The following is a 15,671-nucleotide window of genomic DNA, read 5'->3' as shown; positions in this document are numbered from 1 at the left end:
AAGGGAACGCGGCGGTCCGGGCGTCGACCAGCGGTTACAGCAAGTAGCGGTAGGCCGGCGAACCCGGCTCGAGGGCTTCGATGTGAAGGTCGGTCGCCCGCATTCGGGCCAACAGTCCGTCCAAGTCCGCGGCCGACCCGAGCTCGATACCTACCAGGGCTTCGCCGGTCTCGCGGTTGTTGCGCTTGACGTATTCGAACAACGTGATGTCGTCGGTGGGACCGAGCACCCCGTCAAGAAACCGGCGCAGCGCACCGGGCTCCTGCGGGAAGTCCACCAGGAAGTAGTGCTTGAGGCCCAGGTGAACCAACGAACGCTCGAGCACCTCGCCATACCGCGACACGTCGTTGTTGCCACCCGAGATCAGGCAGACCACGGTGGACCCGGGCTCGATGTCGGCTTCCAGCAAGCCGGCCACCGACAGGGCGCCCGCCGGTTCGGCGATGATGCCCTCGTTCTGATAGAGATCGAGCATCGCGGTACACACCGCGCCCTCGTCGACGGTGGTGATCGACACCATGTCCCCGGCGGCTGCCAGCGCCGTATACGTCAGCGTCCCGGCCCGGCTGACCGCGGCGCCGTCCACGAACTGGTCCACGTGGTCCAGCGTCACCGGCTCGCCCGCGGCCAGCGCGGCCATCATCGCGGCGGCCCCGGCCGGCTCGATACCCAACACCGCAGTGGTTGTCGTTCGCTCCGCCAGGTAAGTGGTAATACCGGCGATGCAGCCGCCGCCGCCGACCGGCACCACCACCAGGTCGGGCTCGTGGACGATCGGGCCGAGCGAGGCCAGGATTTCGACGGCGATGGTGCCCTGGCCGGCAATGGTCCGCAGGTCGTCGTAGGGATGTACCAGCGTGGCGCCGGTGCGGCGAACGTCTTCCAGCGCCGCCGCGGCGGCCAGGTCATAGGTCGCCCCGCCCACGATCAATTCGATGAACTCCCCGCCGTGGTAGCGGATTCGGTCTCGCTTCTGTTTGGGTGTTTTGGCCGGGACATAAACGCGGCCGTGCACCCCCAGTGCCCGGCAGGCGAAAGCGAAGCCCTGCGCGTGGTTACCCGCAGAGCAGCACACCACGCCGGCGGCCAGCTCCTCATCGGTCAGTTGCACCAGCAGGTTGTAGGCTCCCCGCAGCTTGTAGGAGCGCACCACCTGCAGGTCTTCGCGTTTCAGATAGACCGTCGCGCCGGTGATCGCCGACAACCGGTCACTGCGCTGCAACGGCGTCGGTGTGATGACCGGGGCAATCCGCTTCGCCGCACTGTCGATGTCGGCCGCCGACAGCAGCGGCAGGCTGCTCGGGCCCTGGCTCGGTTCAGCGGACACCGATCAATGGTGCCATGCCAGCCGCCGGGCGACTCAGCTCACCGGCGTCAGCACGAACACCGGGATCTGGCGGTCGGTCTTTTTCTGGTATTCGGCGTAGTCCGGCCAGGCCTGCACGGCCCGGCCCCACCACGTGGCCTTCTCGTCGCCGAATACCTCGCGGGCCTCGTAGTCACGTGTGACGGTGCCGTCCCGAAGCTCGACCCGCGGATTCTTCTTGACGTTGTGGTACCACACCGGGTTCTGCGGGGCCCCGCCCAGCGAGGCGACGATGGCGTACTCGCCGTTATGCTCCACGCGCATCAGCGGCGTCTTGCGGAGTTTGCCGGTTTTGGCCCCGACGGTGGTCAGCAGCACCACGGGTTTGCCCTGCATTTCGGTGCCTTCGGTCCCACCGGATTCCGTGTACTTGTCGGCCTGTTCACGCGACCAGTCGAGGGGGCTGGGCGCGTATTCACCATTCAACGGCATAAGCACACTGTAGAGAGGTATGCCCGTCTGGTCGCCGGTGACACCGCCGACATCGCGCCACCCGCCGCCAACTTCGGTGATCCGAAACCAAAGTCACCGGTATGCTGAATTTATGACCACAGCCGAGCGATTGCGCTCGTTCGCCGCCCCGAATAATGCGGACGTGCTGATCGCGGGTGTGCCCTGGCCGCGGCACAAGCTGTTCGCCGTGGTCGCCGGGGTCGTCGCCCTGGTAGTGCTCGGGGTGCTGACAACCAGCGCAGCCGCGTCGGTCCTGGGAGCCACCGCCGCCGGAATCGTGGTCGGACTGGTTTTGAAGGTGTCGATGCCGGCCCAGCGCTAACTGCGGTTCACCGCGTTCTGGCCAACTCGGCGATCGTGTTCACCCTTTTTATTGCGGTCGCAATCTCGTCAGCGAATTCACGCCGCCGTTGGGCGATGTCCTGGGCGTCGGAATAGCCGGCCTCATCCACCAGCTCACGATGGCGAGCCAGCCGAAGTGCGGTCTTGAAAAGCTCCATCGACCGCGACTCGGCGTTGGCGATTCTGCGCTGCAATTCCCACTGCTTTCCCACCTGCAGACACTCGGCAAGAAACGCCTGCTCGTCGAATATGACGTCTTCGCAGGCAGCCAGCCGATCGGCGACGATGTGGTAGGCGTCCAGGAACGGCCGCAACACCAGATGCGCCAGCAGCAGATCGGCCGACTCCAGCAGCCGCCGCACCTGCTCCGCGGTGGCCGCCTTGGTGGTGTCTTCCACCGGCCCGATCAGCCGTACTTCGTCGGCGAGGTCCTTCTCGAATTGCGCACGCGCCGAGAACAGGAACTCGAACTTCAGCAGCTCGCGAAGGCGCAGCGCCTCGTCGCGCACGGTCGCCGGCAACACCGAACCTTCAGCGGAACCTTCGGCGATCTCTGCGGCCGCCAGCAATGCCATCTCCGCGATGGCACGGTCGACAAAGATATGGATTGCGGTGTTGCGATAGAACGCGGCGACGAGGTGCTGGTCCTCACCGATGCCCCAGACCGCTTCGGTGCCGGCCTCGTAGACGCGAACCACCCCCGACGCCACCATTTGGTGCAGGGTCCAGCGGATCGTCGAGCGGTTCGTCAGGTCCGCCGCGCCGGCCACCGACCAGTGGCGCGCCGAGATGTAGCTGGCCAGCGGTTGCACCGTGGCCAGCACCTCGCTGATGGATAGCGAGCGGTCGGCGCCCAGCAGCGCCAGACTGACCACCGCCGTGGGGGTCACCGGCGTGGCACGATTGATGCGGTGCTCCACGTCGAGGGCGATGCGTTCGATCTCGGTCCCGGTCCCCGATTCGTCGGCCCGCAACTCCTCGAGGCGTTTGCGCAACGGCAGCGGCTCGCCGAAGTCCAGGTAGGCGCGGCCGAGCCGTTCACCCTGCTGGCGCGCGAGCCGGATCAGGAAGCGCAAGTCTTCCGGTGGTTTCACCGCACCGTAGGCCTCGGTGGTCATGGCCTCAACCTCGTGCAGCTGGTCGTACACGATGGATGTCGGCACCAAATACACTTCCGGACCGTCGATTTCGTCGACGGCGTCGGCGATGTAGCGCAAGATCCCGAACACCGGAGGGCGTAGTTTGCCAGTCCGGGTCCGGCCGCCCTCGATCGACCAGGTGAGGTTGGCATGGTTTTGCACCAGCTGTGCGGCGTAGGCGCGCAGCACGAACCGATAAACGGGAATGTCTTTGGTCTGGCGCCGGATGAAGATGGCCCCGGTGCGTTTGGCCCACGCACCCATCGGGAAGAAGTTCAGGTTTGCGCCGCCGAAGGTCAGCGCCGCTGACAGCCGATTGGCCAGGATCACCTCGGGCAGCAGTAAGCCGTCCAAGTACGAGCGATGCGAGAAGGCGAACGCCAGGGTCGCCCTGCGATCCAGCTTGCGCAGTGAGGCGATCTGGTCCTCGTCGACGAGCACGTCGTAGGCCCGCATAAGCCAGCGACTGAAACCCCGCCACGCCTCCACGGCCCGCTCGTCGAGCGAGGCCGCCATCTCCCGCAGGTAGCCCGCGGCTTCGGCGCGCACGCTGTCCGGATCACGCCCGAGTTCGTTGGCCAGCCTGGCCAGCCGGTCGTCGTACCACGGCGTACCCAGCAACTGGACGACCTCCGCCGGGTCGGTCGACAGCGGTGTGATCGATTCGTCGATAATTCCGGTGCGCTGCAGCAGCTTTCGCACCGCAACCCGACCCGCTTCGCGCGCCGTCACCGCCGCACCCCCAGCGATGCCGGTCGTGCGGACTCCGAGCCGGCCGGTTCGTGGACGTCCGGCCCCGGCTCGGCCGCGTAGAGTTCCTCGATCTCGGCGGCGTACTTGGCAAGGATCGGGCGCCGCTTGAGCTTCATGGTCAGCGTGATCTCGTCACCGCCGGGCTCCCACACGGTGGGCAGTACCCGGAAGCGCTTGATCTGCTCTACCCGGGAGAGTTTGGCGTTGCCCTCGGCCACGCCGGCCGCGATCCGGGCGATCACCTCGGGGTCGGCGGCCAGGGTAGCGGGCGAGGCGTCGGCCAGCCCGTGCTGGGCGGCGTACGGACCGACCGAGTCGGCATCGAAAACCAGCAGCGCGGTGTTGTAAGGGCGCCCGTCACCGATCGCCATCATCACGCCGATCATCGGGCAGGCTGCCAGGATGGTGTTCTCAATGTTGGCCGGCGACATGTTCTTTCCGGCCGCATTGATGATCAACTCCTTCTTGCGGTCGACCACCCGCAGGTAGCCGTGCTCGTCGACGTCGAAAATGTCGCCGGTGTGCAGCCAACCGTCGGCATCAATGGCCGCCGCGGTCTTCTCCGGCTCCTTGCGGTAACCCTTCATCACCAGCGGGCCGCGGACCAGATATTCGCCGTCGTCGGCGATCCTGCCCTCCAGCCCGGGCAGCAGCTTGCCGACGCTGCCCAGCCGCGCGTCGCGGGGGTGACACGCGGTGGCCGCGCAGCTCAGCTCGGACATCCCCCAAATCTCGGCGATCGGGATGCCGATGCCGGCGAAGAAACCCAGGGTCTCCTTCGGGATGGGCGCGGCGCCCGAGATCGCCCACCGAAGCTCCCCGAAACCGAGCCGCTCGCGAAGCTTCGACAAGACCAGCTCGTCGGCCCTGGCCCATTCGGTCGCGACCTCATCGGGGATCGGCATGCCGGCGAGCACCGCTTCGGCGCGTCTGGCGGCCACCGACATCGCCCACTGCAGTGCCTGTCGCTTCATCTCGTCGGTCTCGTGGCTGACCGTGAATTCGATTCCGGCTTTGAGCTTTTCCCATACCCGGGGTACCGCACCCCACACGGTGGGCCGCACGTCGGGCAACGCCGCCGCGATGGCGCGACCGTCGGAAACCACCGTGACCTGGGTGCCGAACATCTCCTGGAGGTACAGCGCGGTCATCCGGTCGGCGATATGCGCCGACGGCAGAAACGACGTGACCCGGTCACCGAACTCGATGCCGAGCACCTCATCGATGGCGTAGCCCTCGAACAGCAGATTGGTGTGCGTCATCTCTACACCCTTGGGGTTTCCGGTGGTTCCGGATGTGTAGATGAGGGTGACGACGTCGTCGGGCCGGACCGCGCGCCAGGCCGCCTCGAAGTCGAAGTCGCCGAGCGCGGCCGCGTACAGGTCATCCACCGAGAGCGTGTCTTCCGGTGAACCATCGATACAGACGATGTGCTCGATCGGCGCGCCGCTGGCCCGGATGCGGTCGACGTATCGCTCCTCGCAGAGCACCACCTTGGTGCCGGCGTTGTCGAACACGTAGGTCAGCTGCTCGGCGGGCAGCGTGTTGTAGACCGAAAACGACGTGGCGCCAACGTGTTGGGCGCCCACTTCCAGCGGATAGAACTCGATGCGGTTGGCCATCATCAGCGAAACCGTGTCGCCGCGCCCGACCCCCAGACCCGCAAGGCCGGCGGCAACGCGGCGCACCTGGTCCGCGTACTCGCGCCAGGTCAGCGTCTGAGCGCCACCGGGGGTCCGCAGTCCCACCGCATCCGGGTCGACGGCCGCGGTTTGCTGAAAAGCCTGGCACATGGTGGCCGGGCGCTCGGTCGTGGTCATCCGTCCCTCTCCTTCGCGGCTTCATCGTGTGCGAATCAGCGCTGCCCGCTCACATCGGTGAGCGTACGTCGGTGATCGCCGGGCATGGAAGCCCGCGCCTGGCGCCCGCACCCCAGGTTGAGCTGTGGGCGGGACGGATTCTGTTGGCCATCAAGGTATCTGGGAGATAGAAGCCGGGTGTGACTGACCATCCCCGGATCGAGCGCCCCAGTCGCCGCGGCCGGAGTGGCTGGTCGAGGTCTGTCCCGGCCGCACATATCGGCAATCCGACGCGCGATCGCTGGGTACGATTTTGCGGTGTCCGACCCAGGGGCAGAGCACTCGGAGCGGCCGGCGATCTGCCTCAACATGATCGTGCGAAACGAGGCACACATCGTCGCCGAGGCGCTCGACTCCGTGGCGCCCTACATCGGCTCATGGGTGATCGTGGACACCGGCTCCGACGACGGGACTCAGGACCTCATTCGCGACCACATGGCCCGGCTCGGCATTCCCGGTGAGCTGTACGAACGCCCGTGGCGCAACTTCGGCGACAACCGCACCGAGGCGCTGGCTCTGGCCCAGGGCCATGGCGACTACGTCTGGGTGGTCGACGCCGACGACTTGCTGGTGGGCACACCCGATTTCGCGGGCCTGGGCGCCGACGTCTACTGGGTGCGCTACCTGTGCAATGCCCACGGCTACTATCGCTCGCAGTTGTTCCGCGACGGGGTGCGGGTGCGGTGGGTGGGCGTCACTCACGAGGCCCCGATGTGGGACTTCGACCACTGCGTGGAGGCGCGCCTGGAGGGCCAATACCACGTCGAAGATCGTCAACGCGGTGCCCGCAACTTGTCTGGGCAGAAGTATGGACGCGACCGTGATCTGTTGCTGGCCGAAGTTGAACGCAACCCCGCGGACGCGCGGTCGGTCTTCTATTTGGCCCAGAGCTACTACGACCTTGGCGATTTCGCCAACGCGCGCACGTGGTATGCGCGCCGAGCCGAGATGGGCGGCTGGGAGGAGGAGACCTACTACGCGTTGTGGCGGGTCGCGGTGTCGATGGGCGAGCTCAACGAACCGTGGCCTGACGTGCGCGACGCCTACCTGCGGGCGTGGGAGTTTCGGCCGACCCGAGCCGAGCCGTTGTTTGCGATCGCCGCCCGCTACCGCACCGATGGGTGCTACCAGCTCGGCTACGAGTTCGCCAAGCGTGCCGCCGAGATCCCGTTTCCCGACCAGGACATGTTGTTTGTCCGCGCCGACATCTACAACTGGCGGATAGCCGACGAACAAGCGGTGTGCGCGTCCTGGATCGGCAAGCACGCCGAGGCGTTCACGCTGTGGCGGCGTGTGCTGGCCCGATCCGACATCCCGGAGAACGAACGCCAACGGATCGCGCAAAATCGCGACATCTGCGCGCCGACGATGATCGAGGCAGCGTCCGCCTACCCCGATCCCCCGCTACTGGCGTCCCTGCCGCGCCCGGGCCAACCCCACGCCGGGGCGGTCGTCAGCCTGATCGCCGGGCCGGATCTGGCTGCCACCGAGCACACACTGAACTCATTTCTGCGCTGCTGCACCGACGTCTCGCGGATCGGACGCTTCCTGGTCATCGATGCCGGCCTGTCCGGCCCGGATCGCCAAACACTATGCCAGCGTTACGAATTCCTCGAAGTCGTTCGCAACGGCGCTCAGCTCGGGCAAATCCGCGCTCAGATCGACGCACGGTTGTGGCTACACCTGGGCCAGGGCTGGCGATTCTTCGCACCCGAAAACCTGATCACCCGCCTCACGGCGGTGCTCGAAGCCGAACCGCTGGTGTATCAGGTGGGCCTCAACCTCGCCGATGCGGTCAAGCTGACCAGCGCCAGCGCACCAGAGCAGGCGGTGCGCCGAACACCCGAGGCCGGGCGATACCTGCTCACCAAGGAGACCGCGCACGGCCCGGCGATGTTCGACACCGCACGACTGGACCGGGCTGGTGTTATCGACTCGATCGCCGAACTCGGGCAGCGGGCAAGGGCGGCAGGGATGCGCACCGCCAGCCTCGACGAGGTGCTCTGCATCGCCGGCGACGGTAGCGAAGCCACGCTGTACACACCGGCGTTCTACGACGGGCAGGCCGCGGGATCGTCCGCCTCCGCCATGGTGATGGTGCCAATGTTGGCCGCGCTGACCCGGCCCAGCTCGGTCCTCGACGTTGGCTGTGGGGTAGGCGGTTGGGTCGCGACCTGGCTGGACAACGGCGTCGACGCCATCGGAGTGGACGGCGATTATGTCCCGCGCGCTCAGCTGTGCATTCCCGCGGACCGCTTCATCGACCATGACCTGACCACCCCGCTGGACCTGGGTCGTCGATTCGACCTGGTCACCTGCCTGGAAGTGGCCGAGCACCTGCGGCCGGAGGCCGCCGAGACGCTCGTCGACAGCCTGTGTCGACACGGCGACGTGATCGTCTTCTCAGCAGCAGTCCCCGGCCAGGGTGGGACCGGACACATCAACGAGAGGTGGCCGAGCTTCTGGGCGGCGCTGTTCGCCACCCACGGCTATCGGCCCTACGATCTGCTCCGCGGCCGGTTGTGGTGGGACACCCGGTGCGAGTGGTGGTATCGGCAGAACGTGCTCGTCTACGCCACCGACGAGGTCGCCCAGGAGCACGGATGGCCCGCCATGACCGGGCCGTTGGACATGGTCCATCCGGAACTTTTCGCGCTGCGATCCGGCTGCTAACTAAGCCCTAACCGCCCAGGCACCCCGGACCGAGCAGCTCCTTGAGGTCCCCCATCAATGCCGGCGAGGGCGTCACCCGCAGCGACTGATCGAGCTCCAGCGTGGTGATCCGGTCCCCGCTGATGAGCCGCAAGTGCACCTGCGAGGTGCCGGGATGACGCGCCAGCACCTGCTTGAGCGCACTCACCTTGTCGAAGGTGCACTGCCGGGTAGGCAGGCTGACGGCCAGCGGCCGCTGCGCCTGCGCGTTGGAAAAGTCGGGCACCACAAGCTCATTGGCGATCAACGAAACCCGGTCGTCACGGATCGCGACCTTGGCGTTGACCAGCACCACGGCGTCGTCGGCGATGTCGGCGCCGTAGCTGGAATAGGTGTGCGGGAAGAACATCACCTCGATTCCACCGGTGAGGTCTTCCAATTGCGCTGAGGCCCAAGGCATTCCGTTCTTATTGACCCGTCGGTTGACCGACGCCAGAATGCCGCCCACCCGCACCTGGGCGTCGTTGGGCACATCACCGTCCAGGATCGCCGGAATGGCGGTATCGACCTGACCGGCCAGCAGGTGTGCCACCCCGTTGAGCGGATGCCCGGACACGTACAGGCCCAGCATCTCCCGTTCCAGGGCCAGCTTGTGCTTGTCCTCCCACTCGTCGTCGGGGACCTTGATGGTGAACACGGGGTCCGCGCTGCCGGTCCCGTCGTCGTTGCCGCCGAACAGGTCGAACTGCCCCATCGCCTCGGCCTTCTTGGTGCCCAGCACCGAGTCCACCGCATCGGTGTGGACCAGGAAAAGACCCTTGCGAGCATGGCCCAACGAGTCGAACGCCCCCGCTTTGATCAACGACTCGGTGACCTTCTTGTTGCACGCCGAGATGTCGATCTTGTTCAGATAGTCCGAGAAGTCGGTGAATTTGCCTTTGTCGTTACGGGTTTGGATCAGCGAACCTACGACGTTGGCGCCGACGTTGCGTACCGCGCCCAGGCCGTAGCGGATGTCCTCGCCCACCGACGCGAAGTTCAGCCCCGACTCGTTGACGTCCGGCGGCAAGACGGTGATGCCCAGCTTGCGGCAGTCGGCCAGATAGACGGCGGCCTTGTCTTTGTCGTCGCCCACCGAGGTCAGCAGGCCGGCCATGTATTCGGCCGGGTAGTTGGCCTTGAGGTAGGCCGTCCAGTAGGAGACCAGCCCGTAGCCCGCGGCGTGCGATTTGTTGAACGCGTAGTCGGCGAACGGCAGGATGGTGTCCCACAGCGCCTTGATGGCGCCGGAGGAGAATCCGTTGGCCTGCATGCCCTGTGAGAAGCCTTCATACTCCTTGTCGAGCACTTCGCGCTTCTTCTTGCCCATCGCCTTGCGCAGAATATCGGCTCGGGCCAGCGAATAACCGGCCACTTTCTGCGCGATGCGCATGATCTGCTCTTGGTAGACGATCAGGCCGTAGGTCTCGGCCAGGACCTCCTCGAGGGGTTCCGCAAGCTCCGGGTGGATCGGCTTGATCGCCTGCCGGCCGTTCTTGCGGTCGGCGTAGTCGTTGTGCGCGTTCTGCCCCATCGGGCCGGGCCGATACAAGGCGAGCACCGCGACGATGTCTTCGAAACCCGTGGGCTGCATGCGGCGCAGCAGGTCGCGCATCGGCCCGCCGTCGAGCTGGAACACACCCAGGGTGTCGCCGCGGCCCAGTAGCTCATAGGTGGGTTTGTCGTCCAACGACACCGATTCCAGGTCGAGATCAATTCCCTTGTTGGCCTTGATGTTGTCGATCGCGTCGCCGATGATCGTCAGGTTGCGCAGACCCAGGAAGTCCATCTTCAACAGGCCGATCGCCTCACACGACGGGTAGTCCCAGCCGGTGATGATGGCCCCGTCCTGCGGCCGCTTCCACAGCGGGATGGCCTCGGTCAGCGGCTCGCTGCTCATGATGACCGCACAAGCGTGCACGCCGGCGTTGCGGATCAGGCCTTCCAGGCCGAGCGCGGTCTGGTAGATGGTGCGGACGTCCGGGTCGGTTTCGATCAGGCCGCGGACCTCGGCGGCTTCCTTGTATCGCTCGTGGGCCGGATCGGTGATGCCCGACAGCGGAATGTCCTTGGCCATGATGGCCGGCGGCAGCGCCTTGGTGATCCGGTCGGCAATCGCGAAGCCGGGTTGGCCGTAGTGGATTCTGGCCGAGTCCTTCAGTGCCGCTTTGGTTTTGATGGTGCCGAAGGTGATCACTTGGGCTACCCGGTCGTGGCCCCACTTGTCGGCGGTGTAGCGCACCATCTCACCACGTCGGCGGTCGTCGAAGTCGATATCGATATCGGGCATCGACGTGCGCTCGGGGTTGAGGAACCGCTCGAACAGCAGACCGTGCGGTATCGGGTCGATGTCGGTGATACCCAGGGCGTAGGCGACCAGGGAGCCGGCGGCGGAGCCGCGGCCGGGTCCGACGCGGATGCCCACCGACTTCGCGTAGCCGATCAAGTCGGCGACGATCAAGAAGTAGGACGGAAAACCCTTGGCGCAAATCACATCGATCTCGTAGTCCGCGCGGGTGACGTAGCCCTCGGGCGGTCCGTCGGGGAACCGTCGGCGCAGCCCGGCGGCCACCTCCTGGCGCAGCCAGGACGCGGGGTCGTGGCCGTCGGGAACCGGGAAGACCGGCATCCGGTCACGCGGAGTCCACACGTCGGCGTAGGACTGCACGCGTTCGGCGATCAGCAGCGTGGAGTCGCAGGCGCCGGGGACCTCGTCGTCCCAGATCTGTCGCATTTCGGCGGCGGACTTGAGGTAGTAGCCGTCGCCGTCGAACTTGAAACGATTGGGGTCCGACAGGGTCTTGCCGGTTTGGACGCACAGCAGCGCTTCGTGGTTGTGGGCCGCGTCGCGGGTCACGTAGTGGCAGTCGTTGGTGGCCAGCGGTGGAATGTTGAGGGTGCGGCCGATGTGGAGCAGTCCCTCGCGGACCCGCCGTTCGATGGTCAGCCCGTGATCCATCAGCTCGAGGAAGTAGTTGTCCGGCCCGACGATCTCGCGCCATCTGGCCGCCGCCTCCAGCGCCTCACGCTCCTGGCCGAGGCGAAGGCGGGTCTGCACCTCACCCGAGGGACAGCCGGTGGTGATGATGATTCCTTCGGCGTGCTCGGCGATGAGCTCGGCATCCATGCGCGACCACTTGCTCAGCTGGCCCTCGAAGGATGCCAGCGATGACAGCTTGAACAGGTTGCGCAGGCCGGTGGCGTTCTCGGCCATCATCGTCAAGTGGGTGTAGGAGCCGCTTCCCGAGATGTCGTCGGCCTTCTGGCTCGGGTCGCCCCAGAAGATGCGCCTGGTATCAAAACGAGAAGCGGGCGCGATATACGCCTCGACGCCGATGATCGGTTTGATCCCGGCCTGTGTTGCCGAGTTGTAGAACTCGCTGGCGCCGAACATGTTTCCGTGGTCGGTCATCCCGATCGCCGGCATCTGCAGCCGCTCGACCTCGGCCAGCATGGGAGTGATCTTCGCGGCACCGTCCAGCATCGAGTACTCGGTGTGGTTATGCAGGTGCACGAAGGACCGCGAAGATGAACCGCTCATAGGGACGCCAGTCTATGACTGAGCACCGACGGCTTTCGGGCGTGTCGCAGAGTGTGTCTTGTGGTCGTTAGGCATACAGCTCGACGAACTGCTGCAGCGACTTTTCCACGTCGCCCTTGACGGCTCGGGCCGCCGCCGAACCCACCGGCCCGAACAACGCACGACCGCCCAGCTCGAGGCGCAAGCCGAGGCTGGACCCGTCCTTGGTCGGCGTGACCGTGAGGGTAACGCCGTATTTGGCGCCGCCCTTCCCGGAGCCGGACAGCGCGAGTTCGTGCGGCGGGTCCCATTTGGTCACCGTCCACGTGACCCGGTTGCGCATGCCCTTGGCCCGGGCCACCCCCACGATTTCGACGCCCTCGCTCAGTTCGTCCGGCAGCTCGCTGCGCCATCCCTCGTGGATCACCAGCCAATCGCCCAACTCCGACAGATTGGAGACGTGTTCCCAGGTGTCGTGGGGGGTGATCGGAACGTCGGCGGTCATCTCAACAGAAGCCATCGGATGAGCCTAACCGTGGCCACGATGCGGGCCGGGCCGCCGCCCGCGGGGTGGCGCACCTGGGCGGACACGTGGACCCGTCAAGCTGTCGGATCATGCCTTCCGGTCAAGGCGTGGTCACATCCGCCACAGAAGTCGCCGCCCGCAATGGATCCCCTTCTTGCCGTGTGGTGTCGAGTGTGCGTCTGTGGCGTCGAGTGTGCGTCGAGGGCGTAAGAATTGCCCGATCACCGCCCTGTAGGCAATGTCGAAGCCACAGACGCACACTCGACGCCACAGAAGCACACTCGACGCTGCCAGCACACGCTCGGCGCCGCCGACGCACACCCGAGAACCCCCCACGGCACACTCGACGCCGCCAGGCGCCGCCCCAACCCCCACCGGCACGCGATTTCCTTCTCCCCACATCGGGCGCAGCCCCATGACCGCTGTGAGCGACAACCCGGCAGCGCGCGCAACATCCACGGCTGCCAGTTGTCGCGCGGAGGTGGGCAAATCGCATGCCTACCCGTTCAGCGACAGATGCGACCGGTGAGACCGAGCCGGCCTAGCTACCGGGCCCCCCGCGCAGCCGGTTGCCGATCCTGATCGCGGGCAGCAACAGGGTACGCGGTGCGAATCTGCCGCCGGTGCTGACCAACTTGGGCACCGCGCCCGGCACCACGGTGCGCTTACCGGCCAGCATCCCGGCGATCGCGGCTTCGGCCACGTCACGCGGCGACACTTGCGCGATGGGAATGCTGAACCGCTCGGCGCTGGCGATCTCGGCCCACTCGGTAGGCACCGGCCCCGGACACAACGCCGTCACCGACACACCGGTGCCGTGCAGTTCCTCGTGGACTGCTTCGGAAAAGGTCAGCACAAAGGCCTTGGATGCCGAGTACACCGCCATGAACGGAATCGGCTGGAACCCGGCGATCGATGCGATGTTGAGCACCGCTCCGGCGCCGCGGTCCACCATGCCGGGCAGTGCTGCGCGGGTGAGTTCCATGAGGGCCAGCGCGTTGAGTGTGACCTGCTCGCTTTCGCGTTCCGGGGACAGCTCGTAGAAGCGGCCGCTGGTGCCGAAGCCCGCGCTGTTGCACAGACCGGCGATCTCGTCGGCGCCCAGGCGATCGGCCAGCTGCGCTCTGGCTTGCGCATCGGCCAGATCGAGCGGCAAAACCTCGACCTCGACCGAGAACTCCCCGCGCAATTGATCGGCGAGTTCCTCGAGGCGCTCGCGGCGCCGCGCGACCAGCATCAGCGGAAAGCCGCGGCGGGCCAGACCGCGAGCCAGTTCGACTCCGATGCCGGAAGAAGCGCCGGTGATGACGACGGTGGCCTGCTTGTTCGGTTTGGGAAGACTCATGTTGTCACCAATGTATCCCTCGGGTCGCCTGGACGAACGTTTCGCTTCTCTTATCGAGTTCTGATGTGTCCGTTGGAGTTTCGCCGCCCTTGGCCGCTGCGGAATCCCGGAACATGCTGAACGCCCGGTTGCGTACCCGGTCCATGACAGCCGGGTTGACGGCGTCGGCCACAGCCGCGAACTGGCCGAATGGCGAGCTTGCCCGTCGCGGCCGGTGCACGATCGCGTCGGTGATCACACCGGCCGCCTGATCCGGGGTCAACGTGGGGAATTTGTCGTAGATCGTGGTCGGGCTGATCATCGGCGTTCGCACCAGTGCCATATGCACGGTGGTGAACCGCACGTTGTCGCTGACCGTCTCGGCTTGCAGCGCATCGCACAGGCTGTCCAAAGCGGCCTTGCTGGCGATGTAGGCGCCGAAGCGCGGTGCCCGAGTCTGCACCCCGACCGACGACACGTTGATGATCTGCCCGAACTTGCGCTCCCGCATGCCGGGAATGAACTTGAGGATGAGCTGGACCGCACCCAGATAGTTCAGCTGCATGGTCCGCTGGTAGTCGTGAATCCGGTCATAGGACAGCTCCAGCGAGCGCCGAATCGACCTCCCCGCGTTGTTGATCAGGATGTCGACCCGTCCCAGATCGGCGAGCACCTGGTCGGCCATCGTGGCGATGGCGTCCATGTCGGACAGATCGCACGGGTACACGTGCGCCGCCCCGCCATTGCCACGGATATCTTCGGCGACCTTTTCCAGGTTCTCCCGCGTGCGCGCCACCAGTACCACCGCGCCCCCGGCTTCGGCGATCTTCTTCGCGGCCGCCTCGCCGATGCCCGACGACCCGCCGGTGATGAGGACGATCTTGCCCTCAACCGCGTCGCGCAGTGTCCGGCCCTGCACGGCGTCGAGCAGATTCCTCAGATAGAAGGGCCGATATCGCCCGGCGGAGTTCGGCGTGTTGACGATGTTGGACACCGTCGCGAACGGCTTCTCAACGAGGTTCGCTAAGTCACCAAGATTCATCGGTCGTCGCTCCTGATGGCGGTGTGGTGGATGTGGCACTGGTCATGAAGCAAACCTAGGGCATCGGTCAATGACCGGGACCAACCCGTCGGCATGCGAGTCCGCCAGGCGCCTGGCCGAACCGCGGGACGCGTCGGCGTTCGACAGCAATCGACTTGTTACAGCTGATAATCCGGGCGTGATCGGTCCCTAACGGCCAGGCAACGCCGACGTGTTCCCCTGACGGGATGGGACTACTGTCACGTTTCCGCAAACGCGCGCCGATCACCATCTACGACCAGATCGGCGGATACCAGGCGATCGAGGTCGTCGTCGAGGATTTCTACGCCCGGGTGCTCGCCGACGTCCAACTCGCCGGCTTCTTCACCGGAACGAATATGAGCCGTCTCAAGGGCAAACAGACGGAATTCTTTGCCGCGGCTCTGGGCGGGCCGGAGCCCTATACCGGTGCGCCGATGAAGCAGGTGCATCAGGGCCGTGGCATCAGCATGCACCACTTCACGCTGGTGGCCGGGCATTTGGGCGACGCGTTGGCCGCGGCCGGCGTCCCCGGTGAGACGATCACCGAAATCCTGAAAACGATCTCGCCGCTGGCCGCCGACGTCGCGACGGGCGACAGCACCACTGTCAGCGTCTGAGCCGGCCCGAAACGTGGC

Annotated in this window: 11 protein-coding genes; 3 read left to right on the top strand and 8 right to left on the bottom strand. The window is 66.0% G+C overall.

Going from position 1 to position 15,671, the window contains the following annotated elements:
* Positions 1–34: 34 nt before the first annotated feature.
* Positions 35–1,327, bottom strand: coding sequence for a threonine ammonia-lyase (gene ilvA / locus B4U45_RS27005; protein ID WP_099222488.1), 1,293 nt, complete (start codon positions 1,325–1,327; stop codon positions 35–37).
* 33 nt (positions 1,328–1,360) lie between these two features.
* The gene (locus B4U45_RS27000; protein ID WP_075546153.1) at positions 1,361–1,798 is read right to left on the bottom strand and encodes a nitroreductase family deazaflavin-dependent oxidoreductase; all 438 of its coding nucleotides are present in this window, start codon (positions 1,796–1,798) and stop codon (positions 1,361–1,363) included.
* Positions 1,799–1,910: 112 nt separating this feature from the next.
* On the opposite strand from B4U45_RS27000, the gene B4U45_RS26995 reads away from it, so the two are divergent.
* On the top strand, positions 1,911–2,141 hold the full coding sequence (locus B4U45_RS26995) for a hypothetical protein (protein ID WP_075546152.1): 231 nt from the start codon (positions 1,911–1,913) through the stop codon (positions 2,139–2,141).
* 7 nt (positions 2,142–2,148) lie between these two features.
* On the opposite strand, the gene B4U45_RS26990 is transcribed toward B4U45_RS26995, so the two are convergent.
* Positions 2,149–4,032 carry a lysophospholipid acyltransferase gene (locus B4U45_RS26990; protein ID WP_116671223.1) on the bottom strand — a complete coding sequence of 628 codons (1,884 nt, stop codon included), beginning with the start codon at positions 4,030–4,032 and terminating at the stop codon, positions 2,149–2,151.
* Positions 4,029–5,873, bottom strand: coding sequence for a fatty acid--CoA ligase FadD11 (gene fadD11, locus B4U45_RS26985; protein ID WP_075546150.1), 1,845 nt, complete (start codon positions 5,871–5,873; stop codon positions 4,029–4,031). The genes B4U45_RS26990 and fadD11 overlap by 4 nt, the downstream gene beginning before the upstream one ends.
* Before the next feature lie 297 nt (positions 5,874–6,170).
* Here fadD11 and B4U45_RS26980 point away from each other — a divergent pair, with 297 nt between their 5' ends.
* Complete coding sequence (locus B4U45_RS26980; protein ID WP_122526437.1) at positions 6,171–8,585, top strand: glycosyltransferase; 2,415 nt, start codon at positions 6,171–6,173, stop codon at positions 8,583–8,585.
* Between the two features lie 7 nt (positions 8,586–8,592).
* On the opposite strand, the gene dnaE is transcribed toward B4U45_RS26980, so the two are convergent.
* The 4 genes from dnaE to B4U45_RS26960 form a co-directional block, all read right to left on the bottom strand.
* Entirely contained in the window at positions 8,593–12,144 is a 3,552-nt protein-coding gene (dnaE, locus tag B4U45_RS26975) for a DNA polymerase III subunit alpha (RefSeq protein ID WP_075546148.1), read from the bottom strand.
* A 67-nt stretch (positions 12,145–12,211) separates the two neighbouring features.
* Complete coding sequence (locus B4U45_RS26970) at positions 12,212–12,643, bottom strand: type II toxin-antitoxin system Rv0910 family toxin (protein WP_075546147.1); 432 nt, start codon at positions 12,641–12,643, stop codon at positions 12,212–12,214.
* A gap of 547 nt (positions 12,644–13,190) precedes the next feature.
* Positions 13,191–13,994: an SDR family NAD(P)-dependent oxidoreductase gene (locus tag B4U45_RS26965; protein ID WP_075546146.1), complete on the bottom strand. Its 804-nt coding sequence runs from the start codon at positions 13,992–13,994 to the stop codon at positions 13,191–13,193.
* Between the two features lie 4 nt (positions 13,995–13,998).
* Positions 13,999–15,015 (bottom strand): SDR family NAD(P)-dependent oxidoreductase, encoded by a 1,017-nt coding sequence (locus B4U45_RS26960; RefSeq protein WP_075546145.1) that lies wholly within the window; start codon positions 15,013–15,015, stop codon positions 13,999–14,001.
* Between the two features lie 227 nt (positions 15,016–15,242).
* Here B4U45_RS26960 and B4U45_RS26955 point away from each other — a divergent pair, with 227 nt between their 5' ends.
* Positions 15,243–15,653, top strand: coding sequence for a group I truncated hemoglobin (locus B4U45_RS26955; RefSeq protein ID WP_075546144.1), 411 nt, complete (start codon positions 15,243–15,245; stop codon positions 15,651–15,653).
* Positions 15,654–15,671 lie beyond the last annotated feature (18 nt).

Source organism: Mycobacterium persicum, from assembly GCF_002086915.1.
Classification (GTDB): Bacteria; Actinomycetota; Actinomycetes; order Mycobacteriales; family Mycobacteriaceae; genus Mycobacterium; species Mycobacterium persicum.
Note: the sequence above shows the minus strand (reverse complement) of the source record. Positions and strands in the feature narration are given on the sequence as shown.

Coding starts and splice junctions, on each gene's coding strand:
- dnaE (WP_075546148.1), bottom strand. CDS start 12,144: ATGAGCGGTTCATCTTCGCGGTCCTTCGTGCACCTGCATAACCACACC.
- B4U45_RS26960 (WP_075546145.1), bottom strand. CDS start 15,015: ATGAATCTTGGTGACTTAGCGAACCTCGTTGAGAAGCCGTTCGCGACG.
- fadD11 (WP_075546150.1), bottom strand. CDS start 5,873: ATGACCACGACCGAGCGCCCGGCCACCATGTGCCAGGCTTTTCAGCAA.
- B4U45_RS27000 (WP_075546153.1), bottom strand. CDS start 1,798: ATGCCGTTGAATGGTGAATACGCGCCCAGCCCCCTCGACTGGTCGCGT.
- B4U45_RS26965 (WP_075546146.1), bottom strand. CDS start 13,994: ATGAGTCTTCCCAAACCGAACAAGCAGGCCACCGTCGTCATCACCGGC.
- B4U45_RS26955 (WP_075546144.1), top strand. CDS start 15,243: ATGGGACTACTGTCACGTTTCCGCAAACGCGCGCCGATCACCATCTAC.
- B4U45_RS26970 (WP_075546147.1), bottom strand. CDS start 12,643: ATGGCTTCTGTTGAGATGACCGCCGACGTTCCGATCACCCCCCACGAC.
- B4U45_RS26995 (WP_075546152.1), top strand. CDS start 1,911: ATGACCACAGCCGAGCGATTGCGCTCGTTCGCCGCCCCGAATAATGCG.